Raw genomic sequence first — 16,318 nt, 5'->3', positions numbered from 1 at the left:
CTCGGCGTGCTCACGTCCGCTCCGGCACGACGACGACCGGGCAGGCCGAGCGGTGCAGGACGGCGTGGGCGACCCGGCCGAGCCGCCCCTGGGTGCGACGGCCGATCACCAGCAGGCCGGCTTCCGCCGAAGCGGCGGGCAGCACCGCGCGTGCCGGGCCCTCGACGGTGCGCCGGCGCACGGTGACATCAGGCGGTGCGTCTTCCAGAGCTGCTTCCAGTTCCCTGGCTGCCCGCTCCTCGTACGGCCGGGCGGGTTCTCCCGCCAGCAGGGGGTGATCGATCGCCTCGTGGGCGGGACAGCGCCAGGCTCGAACGGCGACCAGGGGCACGTCACGCAGACGTGCTTCCGTGAAGGCGAGCGGCAGGACGGACGCCGACGTCTCGCCGACACCGACGACGACGGGGCCGTTCCCTCCTTCGAGGGCGCGGTTGTCGTGGTTGCCGCGCAGCACGACGACCGGGCAGTCGCTCCCGGCGGCCACAGTCCGGCTGACGGAGCCCAGCAGTCTGTCGGCGATGCCGCTGCGGCCTCGGCTGCCCACGATGATCATGGACGCGTTGCGCCCCGCGCAGACCAGGGCGTGCTCGGCCTCGTCGGGCACCGTCTCGGTGGTGACGACGAGGTGGGGATGCCGTCGCCGGGCACGCCGGGCGGCGGCCTCGACAATGTCGTCGGCCCTTGCGTCGGCGGAGGTCCCGTCCAGCTCGCGGGCGAGGGCGGCGCCCTCGTACCGCTCCCACAGGGTCCCGAAGACCACCAGGAGGGGAACTGCGTGCAGGGCGGCCTCGTCGGCCGCCCAGTCGACGGCTCGCAGGCTGGGCTCGGAGCCGTCGACCCCGACCACTAGAGGCAGATACATGACGCCCCTCCTCTCGACCGGGATGCGTCAGGGATGGGCCACGACGGCGACGGGGGCACCGACGTGGTGCAGCACCGCGTGGGCGACCGCACCGATGTGCACGCCGAGCGGGCTGGGCCGGGTGCGCCGCCCGACGTCCACCAGGGACGCCTCGTGCGACGCGTCGACCAGAAGGTGGGCGGGGCTGCCGGGGCGGGACTGCTCGACGACCTCGACATCCGGGTACGCCTGCCGCCAGGGCAGGAGCAGCCGGGTGAGGTCGGCGGCCCTCCTGCGGGCCACCCCTTGGTCCGGTACGCCGTCGGCGGCCGGTGAAGGGGAGTACGGCGGTGGCTGCCAGCCGGTGACCACGTGCACGGCCGTGCCGCGTACCGGCAGGTCGCGCAGCTCGGCCTCGCGGGCCGCCCATTCGGCGGCGGCGTGGCTCTCGGGCGAGCCGTCGATTCCCACCGTGATCGTGCGGGTCATGTCGCACACCTCCCGTGTCGGCCCTACCGACTCCAGCGTGTCGCGCAACGGGGGCGCCGGGGCAGGGGCCACTCGTCCCCGGACACGACCGAGGGTCCCTTCGGCCGACCCGTGCGGCCGAACCGCGGGTCGGCATCGGTCCCGACGCCCGGCGGACCGCCTTCCCGCTCAGCCCTTGCCGGTCGTCCAGGTCCGTCCGTCCGGCATCACCGCGAACGCGGCGACGCCGGGCAGGGCGCCCAGCCACTCGCGGGCTTCGGCGCCCATGCAGTACGCCGCCGTCGCGAGCACGTCGGCCTCCGTGAGCGAAGGACCGGTCACGGTCAGCGAGGCGAGGCCGTCCGTGGGCGGGGAACCGGTGTTCGGGTCCACGATGTGGCATCCCCGCTCGCCGGGCCCTGAGGTGGCAATTGCCAGCGGGCCTCCGGGCGACTCGACCACCGCGGCGCAGGAGCCGGGCCGGAGGGGATGCGCGATGCCTACGCGCCAGGGCCCGCCGTACAACTGCACGTCCCCTCCCCCATTGAGACACACGTGCTCCGCCCCCGCCGCGCGGAGGAGGCGCGCGGCACGTTCCACCGCCCATCCCTTGACGAGGCCGCTCGGGTCGAAGACGCCCGAGTGCCACGCCGCGAACCGGCCGCCGGTGCGCCGGTGGGCGTCGGCGCACAGGGCGAGGACCTCGCTCAGCTCCGGCTGCCACCCCTCGGGCACGGTCCACCCGCGCCTGACGCGGCTGACGGCGCTGTCCGGCCGGAAGGGCGAGAAGACCTCGTCGACGTGGTGCAGCAGGCCTTCGGCCGCGTCGAAGGCCCGGCGGAGCCCGGGCGTGGGTTCGGCGCGCACCGTGCAGGAGAACACCGTGCCCATCGTGTGCACCACGCGGTGCAGTTCCGGCTCAGGCACGAGCCTGGTCCAGCGCGCTCTGCAGAGAGCTCATGTAGCCCTCGCTCGTGTAGGTCGCGCCCGAGACCGCGTCGAGGTGGGCGCCCTGGGCGTTCAGCGTCTCCTTGACGAGAACGGGCACCGCCGAGGCGTTGATCTGCCGGCTGCGGGGGTCGCCGCCGGGAGACTGCACGGCGCGCGCGGCGACGATCCGCGAACCGTCGAGCGTGAGCTGTACCTGAACGGGTCCGTAGCGCGTCTGGACCGTGGGACCTGTGACCGTACGGGTTCCCGAGGAGGTTCCCCCGGTGCCGGTGCCGGTGCCGCTGCTCGGGGTGGGCGTCGTGGCGGGCGGCAGGGCGCCGACCGGCGGATGGTGAGGCTTGAGGGACAGCGCGAGGACCGTCACGGTGACGGTGGCGGCGCAGGTCAGCGCGGTGCGGCGGACGGGGTGGGCGCGCATGGCGGGGCTCACAGTTCGAAGGACTCGTGGTGGATGCGGGACGCGGGCACTCCGGCGTCCCGCAAGGCGTCGTACACGGCCAGGGACAGTCCCCTCGGCCCGCACAGGTACACGTCGTGCAGGTCGACGTCTGGCACGATCGCCCTGAGCCGTTCCGCGGTGACCCGGACGCGCGAGCCGTCCGGGTTGTTGAGGAGGTACACGAGACGGGCGCCGCGTGCGGCGGCGACGGCTTCCAGTTCCCCGCTCAGCGCCAGTTCCTGCGGGGTGCGCGCCCGGTAGAGCAGCGTCAGGTCGCCGGGCGCGGCGGGCAGCGTCTCGAACAACGTGCGCAGCGGGGTGATCCCGGTGCCGCCCGCGATCAGCAACACCTTGCGGCGGCTGCGTCGTGCCGCGGTGAGGGCTCCGTACGGCCCTTCCGCCCACACCCGGGTGCCGGGGCGGAGGGCGGCGACGGCCGCACTGTGATCGCCGAGCGTCTTGACGGTGATGCGCATCAGGTCGTCGCGCGGCACGGCCGAGAGCGAGTAGGGATGGCTGGCGCCCCGCATGCCGGGGGTCAGGAAGCGCCAGCGCAGGAACTGCCCGGGCCGGGCGTCGAGCCGGTCGAGCCGGCGACCGCGCATCCAGACGGAGTACACACCGGGCGCCTCGGGCACGACGGCCTCGACATGGATCCGGTGCCGGAGATTGAGCCGCACCGGGAGGAGGACACGGAAGTACAGGACCAGGCAGGCCACGGAGACGTACAGCGTGTACCAGGCGGCGCGGGCGGGCGCGTTGCTGACGAAGTCCGCCCCGACGGCCAGCTGGTGCGAGAAGCCGAGGAAGACCGCCGCGTACGTGAACAGGTGCAGGTGGTACCAGGTCTCGTAGCGCATCCGGCGACGTACCGCGCGCACCGAGGTGTAGCCGACGGCGAGCAGTATCAGGGCGCCTGCCGTGGCTTTGAGCATCTCCGGCAGGTCGAACACGATCGTGCCGAGTTCTCTCAACGCCCCCACCTGTGCCTGTGCCGCATAGCCGAGGACGATCAGCAGGATGTGCGCCATGAGCAGGCCGATGGTCCAGCGACCCGCCGAGGCGTGCCAGCGCGCGGCCCGGTCGGTGCCCACCCGGCTCTCCAGCCACGGCACCCGCGCCATCAGGGCGACCAGCAGGGCGCACATGTATCCGCACAGGAGCCCCGTGATGCGCCCCGCACCGGTGAGCCAGCCGGCCGCGCCGACGACCGAGCCCGTGTCCCTCCACCACAGCGCGAGTACGGCGATGCCTCCGGCCCACGCGGCCGCCTGGAGCGCCGCGGCCGGTGATGCCCGCCACGGCGTGGCGGGGGCGCGGTGCCGCGCCGGCGGCGGTCGGTCGGTCGCGGTGGTCATGGACGTCTCCTCATGCAGGGGCTGTCCACTGTGGCGCCGTGACCTCTGAGCCGGCTCTGAGCCGCACCCCGACCGTGACGGTACGAGGGGTCGCAGAAGACGTTCAGAGGAAATCCAGAGGGTTACGGGGGATGCTGGGACGGCCATGAACACACCCAGCGCAGTCCTGACCCGTGCCGACGGCACCCCCGTGCGCGTTCTCGTCGTCGACGACGAACCCGATCTCGCCGAGGTCGTCACCGGGGCCCTGCGCTACGAGGGCTGGGACGTTCGCGCGGCGGCCTCGGCGGACGCCGCCGTCCGCGAAGCCCGCGCCTTCCGGCCCGACGCCGTCGTCCTGGACATCATGCTGCCGGACCGCGACGGGCTGTCGGTCCTGCGCGACCTGCGCGCCGAGCAGCCGCACGTGTGCGTGCTGTTCCTCACGGCGCGGGATACCGTCGAGGACCGCATCACCGGGATCACGGCGGGCGGCGACGACTACGTGACCAAGCCGTTCAGCCTCGGGGAGCTCGTCGCGCGGCTGCGCGGCCTGCTGCGCCGCGCCGGGATGACACGCGAGCGGGCGACCGACTCCCTGCTCGTGGTCGGGGACCTGGAACTGGACGAGGACGCGCACGAAGTCACCCGGGGCGGCGACCTGATCGACCTGTCGCCGACCGAGTTCCAGCTGCTGCGCTGCCTCATGCGGCACGCTCGTCAGGTGTTGAGCAAGACGCAGCTTCTCGATCTGGTCTGGTCCTACGACTTCGGAGGCGGTGCCCACGTCGTCGAGCTGTACATCTCGTACCTTCGCAAGAAGATCGACTCCGGCCGCGCCCCGATGATCCACACGGTGCGGGGCGCCGGCTACGTCCTGAAGCCGGCGCCCCAGTGAGGTGGCCGCGCCTTCATACGCTGCGCGCCCGCCTGACCGCCGGGCTGCTCGTGCTGCTCGCCGTCGCGTGCGCCACGGTGGGCGGGGCGGCCGTACTGGAACTGAACAGGTTCCTCACCGACCGCCTCGACCAGCAGCTGGCCGACGCGGGCAGCGCTTTCGCGGCGAGTCTGGAGCACCCGGACACGGACCACGACGACCACGACGGAGACGAACGCGGTGACACCCGCCGCCAGGCCGCCGAGACGCTGGGGGTCCGGATCGCGGACGGCCGGGTGACCAACGCCGGCGTGGTCCGACAGGGCGACGCACCGGCTGACGTGGTCACCCTCGAGGTCGACGCCGACGACGCCCGGGCCCTCGCGGCTGTGCCCACGGACGGACAGGGCCACAGCGTCGAGCTGACCGGCCTCGGCGACTACCGGGTGAGGGCATGGCAGGGGCGGGACGGCGACACGCTGATCACCGGCCTGCCACTGGAGCCGGTCGAAGCGGCGGTCCACCGGCTCGAACTCGTCGCGGGCGGCGTCTTCGGGCTGGCGCTCGTCGGAGCCGGCGTCGCGGGTGCGCTCTGGGTGCGCTGGTCCCTGCGCTCGCTCAGCCGCATCGCCGACACCGCGACCCGGGTGGGCGAGCTTCCCCTCGCGAGCGGGACGGTCGCGCTGCCCGCGCGTGCCCCCGACACCCGGCCGCGCAGCGAGGAGGTCGACCAGGTCACCACCGCTTTCAACCGGATGCTGGGCCACGTGGAGCATGCCCTGACCCAGCGCCAGCGCAGTGAGGAACGTCTGCGCAGCTTCTCCGCCGACGCCAGTCACGAACTGCGCACCCCCGTGGCCTCGGTGCGCGGCCACGCCGAGCTGGCCCTGCTCCACCCCGGCCCCCTGCCGCCCGAGGTGGACCGCGCGCTGGAGCGGATCGCCGCGGAGTCCGCCCGGATGGGCGCCATGGTCGACGACCTTCTCCTGCTCGCCCGCCTGGACGCCGGCCGCCCTCTGGAGCACGAACCCGTCGACCTGACCCGGCTCGTGCTGGACGTGGTCGACGACGCGCGCGCCGCCGGCCCGGATCACCGATGGTCCCTGGAGCTGCCGCAGGAGCCGGTCGTCGTGTCGGGCGACCGGCACCGCCTGCACCAGCTTCTCGCGAACCTCACGGCCAACGCCCGGCTGCACACACCTCCCGGTACCGCGGTGACCGTGGGTGTACGACGGGACGACGACGGCACGGCCTGCCTCACGGTGACCGACGACGGCCCGGGTGTCCCGCCCGCCCTGCGCGACCATCTCTTCGACCGATTCGTCCACGGAGACGGCCCCCGCGGCGCCGACGGGGGCGGCACGGGCCTCGGGCTGTCCATTGTCGCCGCGGTGGCCGCCGCGCACGGTGGCACCGCGACCGTCACCGGCGACCCGGGCACCACCACGTTCACCGTGCGCCTGCCGCGACGACCGCCCGGGTAGCGCCGGCCGGCACGGGACCGCAGTGTCGCACCGGACACCGACCGTGGCCGCCGGGGTGCACCGGACGTGCTGAGGATCCAGTCTGGAAAGGAAACCGGCAGTGATTCCGTCAGGCACTCCGCCGGGCTCCCGGCGCGTGCCCTCCACCGACTTCAGGAGGCGGCCGTGAATGCGACAGCGAACAGCGTCGACCCGGTCGACGTGGCCCGAGCGGCCTTCCGGTCCGTGGCCACCGGGCATCTGGACCACTTCACCGCACTCCTCCACGAGGACGTCGTCTACGACGTCGTGCCCGTGGGTCTGCGCCGGGGCCGACAGGATGTGCGGCGGTACTTCGAGGAGGTCCGCCGGGCCATGCCCGACCTGGTGATGACCATGGAACACGCCGTCGGGGACGACCGGTACGCAGCGGTGGAATGGCGCATGACCGGTACCTTCGACGGAGCGCCCTACCAGGGTCTCGCCCCCACGAAACGGCACATCGCCCTGCAGGGTGTCGACTTCGTCGAAGTCGACACCGGGCGCATCAGACGGTCCCGAACCGTCTTCGACGGCGCCGAACTGGGCCGTCAGATCGGCCTCCTGCCCTCCCGCGGTTCAGCGGCCGACCGGGCGACGACCAGGGCGTTCAACGTGAAGACACAGCTGACCGACCGCTGGCGGGCGCATCACTCGCATCAACGCAGCCACGCTCCGTAGCCCCCTCGGCCCCGCACACGGACCGGCCGTCAGCGCATCCCGCTCCTGGGAGGACGGCGGGCGGGTGGTTGTAGTGCCCTCGCTCCCTCGGGGTCTTTTCCTGCGGGCAGAGCCTGCCCGCCCCGTTCCGCGTCCGGCAGGGCGGCGGCCGCCTCTCGTTCCCGGGCCGCCTGCTCGGGATGGCGACGCTGCCAGTAGGGGTTGTCGTGCGACAGCTTGCTGGACACCCGGCCGTACATGCCGAACGTGGCGATGACCAGTCCCATGACGAAGCTGAAGATCACGTTGGTCATCCCGAAGTCCAGGATGTTGGCGCGACGGTCCAGTACGAAGACGTGGAAGAACCCGCTCAGGACGAAGAGCGCGCCGACCGTCATGTTGAGGACCGAGGCGAAGTTGCCGCCGACCGCCGCTCCGGCGAGCAGCGTCAGACCGACGACGGCGGAGATCACGCTGAGCGCGACGTTGGTGGTCATGCCGGCGATCGTGTCGCCCGCGGTGTCGAACGGGCTCAGCGCGTCGGCGAAGCCGAGACAGGCGAAGACCAGCAGGACCAGCCCGCAGAAGCCCGCGCCGTAGCGGTAGACGGTGGCCAGGTGGTGATCGACGGGCATTTCGTCTTTTAGCCTCATGTCCGTTGTTTCCGCGTGTGCGCTCGCTTCGGATGCATGTCCGGCGACAGGGTCCCCGGGCCGGTACCGAGGCGTGCATCCGCCGCGGGCCCCGCGTGCGAAGTGGGCAGTGACGACCTGGTGCGCGCAGCGGCCGCACCGCCCGGCCTGCCGGCAGGAGACGCTCATGCACGAGGTGGCGACGGACCAGGCGTTCGACGCGCGCGGCCGACGGCACGACGACGGCGTCGGTGACCGTCCGGGGCGGGAGCCGGTGATACGGCAGGCGCCGTTCACCTGGCGCGATCTGGGTCTGGAGTCGATGGCGTCGCTGCTGGTGGAGTCCTTCGCCCGCCTCGGCAAGCGCTGTTTCGCGGCCCGTTGCCAGTGGCCCCGGCTGCATCCGCTGAACGAACGCGCGCTGGGCGCGGTGGCGCACCATCCACTGATCATGGCGGAGTCCACCCGTCAGCTCGCCCTCGCACTGGAGTACGGCCGTCCTCCGGGAGCGGTTCGTGGCCGGCTCGAACCCGTCTCGGTCAGCCTGGGACTGCGGCTGCGGTCGTGGCCCGTGGAGCGGGGCGGCGCCAGCGACGTGGACGTACGGATGAGCGTGAGCGATCTGGTGACCGAGGCCGGTCGGCCCGTCGCCCATCGTGTCACGGCCGAGTTCCTGCACACGGGGAAGCCCTTCGGGTCGTGCACCATGCGGTTCGCCCGCCCGGCGGGCTCGGCGGCACCCGCGGGGGAAGTGCCGCTTCCGGGTCTGCTCCATCCCCCGGCAGCCGCGGTCGGTGCCACGGCCGACGGTGACGTGATGCTGGCCCGGGCACCTCGCGGACGACTGGTGACCGCCCCGCGCGACCCCGGGCACCCGGTGCTCCTGGCCGGCCGACCGGCGCGCATGCCCCTCTTGGCGGTCTTGGAGGCGGGGCGGCAGGCGGTTCTGCTGGAGAGTGGGATGACGGCTGCCGCGGTGATCGGACTGCGGGCGGACGTGTGCGCACCGGTGCCGTCGCGCGGTGCCCTGATCGAGACCTCGGCGGAGCCGGGCGGATCCCGGTTCCTGATCACGGCAGCGGGCCGCCCCGCCGCGACGGGTGCCGTGACGCTGTGGAGCCGGTGATCGGAAGTCCCGGCAAGGTGTGGTGGACGGACCGGAAGGGAAGAGCCGTGGCGGCGAACGGACGACAGGACCAGGAACGACTGCTCTGTCTGGTGACCGGCGCCTCCGGGTACATCGGCGGACGCCTCGTGCCGGAGCTGCTGGAGGCCGGTCATCGGGTGCGGTGCCTGGCCCGCACGCCGACCAAACTCCGTGACCAGCCGTGGGCATCCGATGTCGAGAGCGTGCGGGGAGACGTCACCGACCCTGGTTCCGTCGCCGAATCCATGCGCGGCGTAGACGTCGCCTTCTACCTGGTGCACGCCCTCGGGTCGGGCTCCGGCTTCGAGGACACCGACCGTCGCGCGGCGCGCGTCTTCGCCCAGCAGGCGTACGAGGCGGGCGTGCGGAGGATCGTCTACCTGGGTGGTCTGACTCCGCGGGGCGTTCCCGAACGCACGCTCTCCCCTCATCTGCGTTCCCGCGCGGAGGTCGGCCGCATCTTCCTCGACGCCCCCGTGCCCGCCACCGTGCTGCGGGCCGCGGTGGTCATCGGATCCGGGTCGGCGTCCTTCGAGATGCTGCGCTACCTGACCGAGCGACTGCCCGTCATGGTGACCCCCAGTTGGGTGCACACCCGCACCCAGCCCATCGCGGTCCGCGACGTGTTGCACTACCTGGTCGGGTCGGCCACCATGCCGGACGACGTGAACCGCGCCTTCGACGTCGGAGGGCCGGACGTGCTCACCTACCGCGAGATGATGCGCCGCTACGCCATCGTGAGCGGACTCCGGCGGCGGATCATCCTGCCGGTTCCGGTACTCACTCCCAGGCTGTCCAGCCACTGGGTCGGCCTCGTCACGCCGGTCCCGGCCGCCCTCGCGCGGCCCCTGACGGAGTCCCTGCGTCATGAGGTGGTGTGCCAGGAGCACGACATCGCCCGGTACGTCCCCGACGCTCCCGGCCGGCCCCTGCCGTTCGACGAGGCCCTGGCACTGGCCCTGTGTCGGGTCCGGGAGGCCCAGGTGGCCACTCGCTGGTCGTCCGCCTCGGTCCCCGGAGCCCCCAGTGATCCCCTGCCCACCGACCCCGACTGGGCCGGCGGCAGTCTGTACCAGGACGAGCGGGAACTGCGGGTCGACGCGTCTCCGGAAGCCCTGTGGAAGGTGGTGGAGGGCATCGGCGGGGACAACGGCTGGTACTCCTTCCCGCTGGCCTGGGCCGTCCGCGGCTGGCTGGACCGGTTCGTCGGCGGTGTCGGGCTGCGCCGCGGCCGGCGTGACGCCCAGCACCTGCGGGTCGGCGACTCGCTGGACTTCTGGCGGGTCGAGGAGATCGAAACGGGACGGCTGCTGCGGCTGCGAGCGGAGATGCGGCTGCCGGGACTGGCGTGGCTGGAGATGTACGTCGAGACGGACGCGGAGGGCCGTACCCGCTATCGGCAGCGTGCCCTGTTCCATCCGCGTGGGCTGCTCGGCCACGCCTACTGGTGGTCCGTGTCCCCCTTCCATGCCGTTGTCTTCGGCGGCATGGCGCGCAACATCGGTCAGGCCGCCGCCAAGGGCCTGACCGCCCGCAGGAGTGGGGACCGATCGCGGCGCGTCCGACGCCGACGCGGCCGGCGAAGTGTGGAGCACTGAGCCTTCGTCCGAGCACCACTGCGCCAGGAGTGACGCCGTGACCGTCGCGGTCGTCCCGTTCACCTCGGACCCGCGTCCGCACGTTCCACACGGTCGCGGCCGGGGACGCGACTGCCTTGTTCAAGGACGTCGTTGGGCCCGTGCGGCAGGACAGGGTCAATGCCCTGCCGCTGCTGGGCGGCATGCCGGGCGGCTTCGCCCGCGGACCGCGCCGACTGAACCCGTGTGGGCCGTAGTACTCACGAACGCTGTGCACGGTCCCGCGCCGGTCGGCGCCGGGAGACCGGACGCCGGGGCACGACAAAACCGCACCGCCGGGGCCGTTCACCGGTCTGTCCTGGCACCGAGCTCCTTCGCCACACCCGCCGCCCAGTGCTCGATCGCGGCGAAGTCCCGGAAGTCACCACCCTTGCCGTTGCTAAGGATCATGCGGGCGATGCGGCCTTGCGCGCCGTCGGTGAGGCAACCGCCGAAGGTGACATGCTCGCGGACGTCGAGCCTGGCCATGGCCCTCTTGACGCCCGGCACGGGCGGAATGTCCCGCTGCGAGGCCGTCGAGTCGAGCGGTCCGGAGCTGAAGAACCACACCGGCCGGTGCGCCAGAGCTCCGCGGTGCCGCCGTACGAAGCGCCTGGCGTCCTTGTGCCAGCGCCCGGCGTACAGGGCACCGCCGACCACGACAGCCTCATAGCGGTCCAGATCCGTCACCGACCGCGCGGACAGCGCCTCGGCCGTGACCCCCGTCGTCCGCAGCACCTCCGCCACGGTCTCGGCGATCTTCTGCGTCGATCCGTTGGTCGACCCGTAGGCGACCAGCACCGTCTGCTCCATGGTGGTCCGCCTCCTCTCACAGGCGCCGCAGCCAGTCGTCCGCGACGCCGGCCGGCACGCGCGTGTCGTCCCGGAACTCGGAGTCGTCGAAGCGGTGGGTGAGCCTGTCCACGACGTCGACGACTCCGTCGGTCCTGCGGGTCATGGCCACCGCTGTCTCGGTTTCGCTCTTTCGCTCCAGTTGTCCTTCCAGCGTGACGACTCCCTCCGTGACGGTGACGTCGACGCTGCCGTCGACCAGCCACAGTCCGCGTTGCAGCACCTCGCGGATCACTTCCTCGCGGATCTCCGCGTCGGGTCGCAGGAAGGTCTGCAGCAGGTCGTGCCGGGTGACGATGCCGACCAGGCGGTCGTCCTCGTCGAGTACCGGGAGCCGGTTCACCCGGTGCTCGACCATGGTGCGGGCGGCCTCCACGACGGTGTCCTCGGCGTGCACGCTGACGGCGGGCGCGGTCATCAGGCGGCCGGCCGTGCGGGCCCGGGCTTTGGCCGCCTGCTTACGGGCGCGGGGTGTCAGCCGTGCGAGGCGGAACCGCGGGGGCGGCTCGTAGGCGAGCGGCGTCGCGGCCTGATGCAGCATCAGGTCCGTCTCGGAGACGACGCCGATGACGTGCTGGTCCTCGTCCACCACGGGCAGTCCGCTGACGCGGTGTTCCGAGAGGAGCCCGGCGACGGCCTTGAAGGGGGTGCCGTACTCGGCGCGGATCACCTCGGTGGTCATCACGGAGCCGACCTCATGGTTCCTCATGTCTGTTCCTCCTCAGCGCAGTCGGCGCAGATAGGGGTCCTGCGGCCGACGGGGCAGCAGGCGTATCCGCGCGTCGAGAACGGTGATCCCGCCGGGTGCGGCGAGGACCGGGTTGAAGTCGGCCTCGGCGAGCTGCGGCAGGTCCACGGCCATCCGGGACAGCCGGTGGAGTACCTGTTCCAGCCCCTCCAGGTCGACGGGTCCGCCGCCTTGCGTCCCGAAGAGCAGGGGGGCGCAGCGCGGGGCGGTGATCAGGTCGTGCACGTCCTGACCGGTGAGCGGGGCGAGGCGGGCGGCGTGGTCGGCGAGCACCTCGGTCGCCGTGCCCCCCAGTCCGAAGACGACGAGGGGGCCGAAGACGCCGTCCTGGACGACGCCGGCGAACAACTCGGTGCCGCGGGGTGCGAGGGGCTGGACGACGACTCCGGTCATGAGTCCTTCGAAGCGGGTCGCCAGGTCCTGGAAGGCCGTGCGCACCTGGGCCTCGTCGCGCAGGTCGAGGTGGACGGCGCGCTGAAGGCTCTTGTGCACGAGTCCGGGCCAGTGCGCCTTGAGGACCACCCGGCCGTCGGCGCCGCGCAGGCGTTCGGCGGCGCGTACGGCGTCGTCCTCGGTCTCGGCCCAGGCCCAGGGCTGCTGAGGGATGCCGTAGCAGGAGAGGAGTCCGGCGCAGGCACGCGGGTCCAGCCAGCCTCCTTCCGGTCGTTGGGCGAGGAAGTCGTCCGCCAGGGCGTGCGCGCGGGAGGTGTCGATGTCGTCCGGGTCCGGCACGGTGCCGACGGGCCGGGCCAGCCAGGCGGCCCGTCGGGCGGCATGGGCCAGCGACCGTGCCGCGGCCTGCGGTTCGGCGTACGAGGGGATCGCCTCGCCGTCGGTGACGGGCAGCAGGGTGACCGGCAGGTCCTGTTCCAGACGTACGACGATGACGGGCTTGGCCCGGCGGCCGGGCCCTCGGGTGACGGCCCGGACCAGGTCGTCGCCGGTCGCGGCGGCGACCGCGGTGGGGACGAGGACCACCAGGACCGCGTCGACGGACGGGTGACCTGCGAGCCGCTCGACGCAGGTGTGCAACGCGTCCTCGGTCACGGCGGCGGTGGCGTCCACGGGATTGCCGGCGCTCGCCTGGGCGGGCAGCGCGGCGAGCAGGACGTCGGCCAGTGCGGGACTGGGCGGGTTGAGGGTCAGGCCGGCCTCGGCGCAGGCGTCGGCGGCCAGGACTCCCGCACCGCCGGCGTTGGTGAGCACGGCGACGCGGGGGCCGGCCGGCAGGGGCTGTGCGTGCAGCAGGGCCGCCGCTTCCAGCAGCTCGCCGACGGAGCGGGTCGCGGTGACGCCGGCCTGGGTGAACAGTGCCTGGCGGGTCATCGTGCCGGTGGCCGCGGCGGCGGTGTGCGAGGCGGCGGCGCGGCGGCCGGCGTCGGTGCGGCCGGCGTCGACGGTCAGTACTGGCATGCACCGGGTGACGCGTCGGGCGGTGCGGGAGAAGGCCCGCGGGTTGCCGAAGGACTCCAGGTGGAGCAGGGCGAGGTCGGTGTGGCCGTCGCTCTCCCACCACTGGAGGAGGTCGTTGCCGCTGACGTCGTACTTGTCGCCGAGCGAGGTGAAGGTGGAGACGCCGATACCCAGCCGGGACAGTCCCTCCAGCAGGGCGATGCCGACACCGCCGGACTGTACGGCGACACCCGCGGTCCCTGCGCGGGGGTGTGCGGCGGCGAAGGTGGCGTCGAAACGGTACCCGGGGGCGGTGTTGGCCACGCCGAGGCGGGTGGGGCCGACCAGGCGCATCCCATGGGTCCGGCAGGCGGTGAGCAGGGCCTCGGACCGCTCCGTGTCCAGTCCGGCGGAGACCACGACAAGGGCGCGTACGCCCGCCTTGCCGCACTCCTCGGCGACGGCCGGCACGGTCTCGGCCGGGCTGGCCACGACGACCAGGTCGGGGGCGACGGGAAGGGCGCCGACGGTGGGGTAGGACGGTACGCCGAGAATGGCGGTGGTGGCGGGATCGACCGCGAACAGGCGGCCGGTGAAGCCGTCCTCGCGCAGGTGGTGCAGCAGGGCGCGTCCCACCGAGCCGGGACGGCGGCCGGCCCCGACGACGGCGATGGAGCGCGGCTTCAGCAGCGGCTCCAGGCTGGCCACGTCGGCGGTCCGCCCCCGGGCCTCCGAGGCCGTCAGGTAGGTCTCGTCGACGTGCAGATCGATGGTGCAGTGCGCCTCTGGACCGTCGAACCGCCGGGTCGTGGTGAGGCCGAGGTCGGCGAAGAGCCGCAGTACCTCGTGGTTGTCGCTGAGGGCGTCGGCGGTGAAGGCGGTGATGCCGTCGGTCCGAGCGGCCGAGACGAGGTGCTCGACGAGCAGGGTTCCTACACCCCGGTGGTGCAGGCCGTCGGCGACCGCGACGGCGAGTTCGGCGGTGTGCGGCGCGTCGTCGGCGGCGTGGTACTCGACGAGGCCGATGACCTGTCCGGCGCGTTCGGCGAGCAGGGCCCGGTGCCCGCGCCGGGCCGGCGCGCACACGATGTCCGCGGCCGGGCCGGCGGAGCGGGAGCCGGCCGAGAAGAAGCGCAGCCGGCGATTGTCCGGTGACATCTGCGCGTAGAGCCCTTCCAGTTGCTCGTGGTCCCCGGGCTCGACGGCGCGGATGCGGACGGTGGTGCCGTCCGTGAGCAGCGCGTGGACTGCTGGGCGGGGTGGCGTGTCGTCCTTCATGGCGGTTCTCCTTCGAGCCGCTCGGGTCCTGTGGCCTGTCGAGCGTCTGTCACGACGTCGGTCGCGCCCAGGGACCGACCGGGGGCGCCCGCGGGGCCGGTCGGTCCCCGGTCTCCCGCCGGTCGTCCCGGGCGGCGCCTCCGGGCGGTCACGCCGTGTCGGGTACGACCGCGACCGGACAGGCGGAGTGGTGCAGGAGCGTGTGGGCGACCCGGCCGAGGCGGTGCCCGAACTGCCCGGGACGCCGTCGGCCGACGACCAGCGGGTCCGCCTCGTGCGAGGCGGTCAGCAGCACTCGGCGGGCGGGGCCCTCGGCCGTGTGGCGGCGCAGGCGTACGTCCGCCGGGGCGTCGGCGAGCGAGGCCTCCGGTTCCTTGGCCGCCCGTTCCTCGTGCGCCTGCTCGGGCGTGCCCGCGAGCAGCGGGTGCTCGACCGTGTCCTCGATGACCAGGGGCTTGCCGAACTCGCGGACGACCGCTGCCTTCATGGTGCCTGCTCCCTCTGGGCTCGTCTTCGGTGGACCGCGTCAGGCGTGCGCGACGACGGCGACGGGGGTGGTGGCGTGGTGCATGACCGCGTGGGCGACGGCGCCGATGTGCACACCGAACGGGCTGCGGCGGATACGGCGGCCGACGACGACGAGGGAGGCGTCGCGGGCCGCGTCGATGAGGTGCTCGGCGGGACTGCCGAGCCGACAGGTCTCGGTCACCTCGACGTCCGGGTACTTCTCCCGCCAGGGCAGCAGTGCCTCGCCGAGTGCTTCGGTCTGGGCGCGGGCCAGTTCCTCGCGCGGGTCGAATCCGGCGGCGATGCTGTAGGTGTAGGAGGACGGCAGGTTCCAGGCCCTCATGACGGTCAGCGGGGCCCGACGGCGCCGCGCCTCCTCGAAGGCGAAGGAGAGGACGGCCTCGTCGGGGCTGCCGGTGTCCAGTCCCACGACCACGGGCCGGAAGCCCGTGGCGGCGGACGGGATGCCGGAGGGGTCCTTGAGGTGTTCGTCGGCGGCCTGTTCCCCCGCGCGGACGAGGATCACCGGTGTCTCGGTGCGGGTGATCACGGACTGGCCGACGGATCCGACCAGGAAGCCCGTGAGCCCGCTGAGGGCGCGCGAGCCGAGCACCAGCAGTTCCGCGTCACGGGTGCCGGCGAGCAGGGCGTCCGCCGGATTCCCGGTCGCCTGCTCGGTGGTCACCTCGACCCCCGGGTGCCGCAGCCTCAAGCCCTCGGCCGTGTCCCGGGGGATCCGCTCGGTCCAGTGCTGGTGGGTCTCGGCGCCGAGAAGCGGAGCCTGGGCCATGGGCTCCGGTACCGGCTGCCAGACATGGAGCAGTCGTACCGGCACCTGGCGCAGCGCGGCCTCACGGGCCGCCCACTCTGCGGCTGCCCGGCTCTCGGGCGAGCCGTCGAGTCCTACGGTGATCGTGCGGGCCATTCCGGCCACCTCCTGTGTCTTGTGTTCTGTTCTCAGCGTCTCTTCGGGCGGTCTACGAGGGCAGGGGCCTGTGGTCCCGGGACGGGGCCGACCGTCCCTGCCCGCACAGTGGTGGGGCGGGTCCTCGGGCGGGCCCGCCCCACCGG

At 73.0% G+C, this 16,318-nt stretch carries 16 protein-coding genes; 5 read left to right on the top strand and 11 right to left on the bottom strand.

Translation table 11 applies throughout. The annotated features are described in order from the left end of the window. Window positions 1-10: 10 nt before the first annotated feature. The 5 genes from AB0P07_RS27795 to AB0P07_RS27775 all read right to left on the bottom strand — a co-directional run bounded on the left by AB0P07_RS27795 (window position 11) and on the right by AB0P07_RS27775 (window position 4,057). The gene (locus AB0P07_RS27795; protein WP_365555324.1) at window positions 11-862 is read right to left on the bottom strand and encodes a universal stress protein; all 852 of its coding nucleotides are present in this window, start codon (window positions 860-862) and stop codon (window positions 11-13) included. Between the two features lie 27 nt (window positions 863-889). Beyond that, on the bottom strand, window positions 890-1,330 hold the full coding sequence (locus tag AB0P07_RS27790) for a universal stress protein (RefSeq protein WP_365555322.1): 441 nt from the start codon (window positions 1,328-1,330) through the stop codon (window positions 890-892). 168 nt (window positions 1,331-1,498) lie between these two features. Then, window positions 1,499-2,200, bottom strand: a complete 702-nt coding sequence (locus AB0P07_RS27785) for an FAD:protein FMN transferase (RefSeq protein WP_365555353.1) — start codon at window positions 2,198-2,200, stop codon at window positions 1,499-1,501. A 28-nt stretch (window positions 2,201-2,228) separates the two neighbouring features. Continuing rightward, complete coding sequence (locus AB0P07_RS27780) at window positions 2,229-2,678, bottom strand: FMN-binding protein (protein ID WP_365555320.1); 450 nt, start codon at window positions 2,676-2,678, stop codon at window positions 2,229-2,231. An 8-nt stretch (window positions 2,679-2,686) separates the two neighbouring features. Continuing rightward, a complete protein-coding gene (locus AB0P07_RS27775; protein WP_365555319.1) occupies window positions 2,687-4,057 on the bottom strand; it encodes a ferredoxin reductase family protein in 1,371 nt (456 codons plus the stop codon). 145 nt (window positions 4,058-4,202) lie between these two features. On the opposite strand from AB0P07_RS27775, the gene AB0P07_RS27770 reads away from it, so the two are divergent. From AB0P07_RS27770 to AB0P07_RS27760, 3 genes are all read left to right on the top strand, one after another. Beyond that, window positions 4,203-4,934 (top strand): response regulator transcription factor, encoded by a 732-nt coding sequence (locus AB0P07_RS27770; protein WP_365555317.1) that lies wholly within the window; start codon window positions 4,203-4,205, stop codon window positions 4,932-4,934. Continuing rightward, window positions 4,931-6,397, top strand: coding sequence for a HAMP domain-containing sensor histidine kinase (locus AB0P07_RS27765; protein ID WP_365555315.1), 1,467 nt, complete (start codon window positions 4,931-4,933; stop codon window positions 6,395-6,397). The genes AB0P07_RS27770 and AB0P07_RS27765 overlap by 4 nt, the downstream gene beginning before the upstream one ends. A gap of 165 nt (window positions 6,398-6,562) precedes the next feature. After that, window positions 6,563-7,096 (top strand): ester cyclase, encoded by a 534-nt coding sequence (locus AB0P07_RS27760; RefSeq protein ID WP_365555313.1) that lies wholly within the window; start codon window positions 6,563-6,565, stop codon window positions 7,094-7,096. A gap of 29 nt (window positions 7,097-7,125) precedes the next feature. On the opposite strand, the gene AB0P07_RS27755 is transcribed toward AB0P07_RS27760, so the two are convergent. After that, on the bottom strand, window positions 7,126-7,728 hold the full coding sequence (locus tag AB0P07_RS27755; RefSeq protein WP_365555311.1) for a DUF4383 domain-containing protein: 603 nt from the start codon (window positions 7,726-7,728) through the stop codon (window positions 7,126-7,128). Window positions 7,729-7,894: 166 nt separating this feature from the next. On the opposite strand from AB0P07_RS27755, the gene AB0P07_RS27750 reads away from it, so the two are divergent. Beyond that, complete coding sequence (locus AB0P07_RS27750) at window positions 7,895-8,833, top strand: hypothetical protein (protein ID WP_365555309.1); 939 nt, start codon at window positions 7,895-7,897, stop codon at window positions 8,831-8,833. Window positions 8,834-8,880: 47 nt separating this feature from the next. Beyond that, window positions 8,881-10,452 carry an SDR family oxidoreductase gene (locus tag AB0P07_RS27745; RefSeq protein ID WP_365555307.1) on the top strand — a complete coding sequence of 524 codons (1,572 nt, stop codon included), beginning with the start codon at window positions 8,881-8,883 and terminating at the stop codon, window positions 10,450-10,452. 324 nt (window positions 10,453-10,776) lie between these two features. Here the strand turns inward: AB0P07_RS27745 and AB0P07_RS27740 are convergent, their stop codons facing one another. From AB0P07_RS27740 to AB0P07_RS27720, 5 genes are all read right to left on the bottom strand, one after another. After that, window positions 10,777-11,283: a flavodoxin domain-containing protein gene (locus AB0P07_RS27740; RefSeq protein ID WP_365555305.1), complete on the bottom strand. Its 507-nt coding sequence runs from the start codon at window positions 11,281-11,283 to the stop codon at window positions 10,777-10,779. 16 nt (window positions 11,284-11,299) lie between these two features. Then, window positions 11,300-12,031, bottom strand: a complete 732-nt coding sequence (locus AB0P07_RS27735; protein ID WP_365555303.1) for a CBS domain-containing protein — start codon at window positions 12,029-12,031, stop codon at window positions 11,300-11,302. Window positions 12,032-12,043: 12 nt separating this feature from the next. Further along, window positions 12,044-14,740 (bottom strand): GNAT family N-acetyltransferase, encoded by a 2,697-nt coding sequence (locus AB0P07_RS27730; RefSeq protein ID WP_365555302.1) that lies wholly within the window; start codon window positions 14,738-14,740, stop codon window positions 12,044-12,046. A gap of 148 nt (window positions 14,741-14,888) precedes the next feature. Next, window positions 14,889-15,227, bottom strand: coding sequence for a universal stress protein (locus AB0P07_RS27725; protein ID WP_365555300.1), 339 nt, complete (start codon window positions 15,225-15,227; stop codon window positions 14,889-14,891). 39 nt (window positions 15,228-15,266) lie between these two features. After that, complete coding sequence (locus AB0P07_RS27720; protein WP_365555298.1) at window positions 15,267-16,172, bottom strand: universal stress protein; 906 nt, start codon at window positions 16,170-16,172, stop codon at window positions 15,267-15,269. Window positions 16,173-16,318 lie beyond the last annotated feature (146 nt).

The sequence above is a fragment of the Streptomyces sp. NPDC085944 genome, assembly GCF_040686295.1.
Classification (GTDB): domain Bacteria; phylum Actinomycetota; class Actinomycetes; order Streptomycetales; family Streptomycetaceae; genus Streptomyces; species Streptomyces salinarius.
This window is presented reverse-complemented; position numbering and strand designations above follow the sequence as displayed.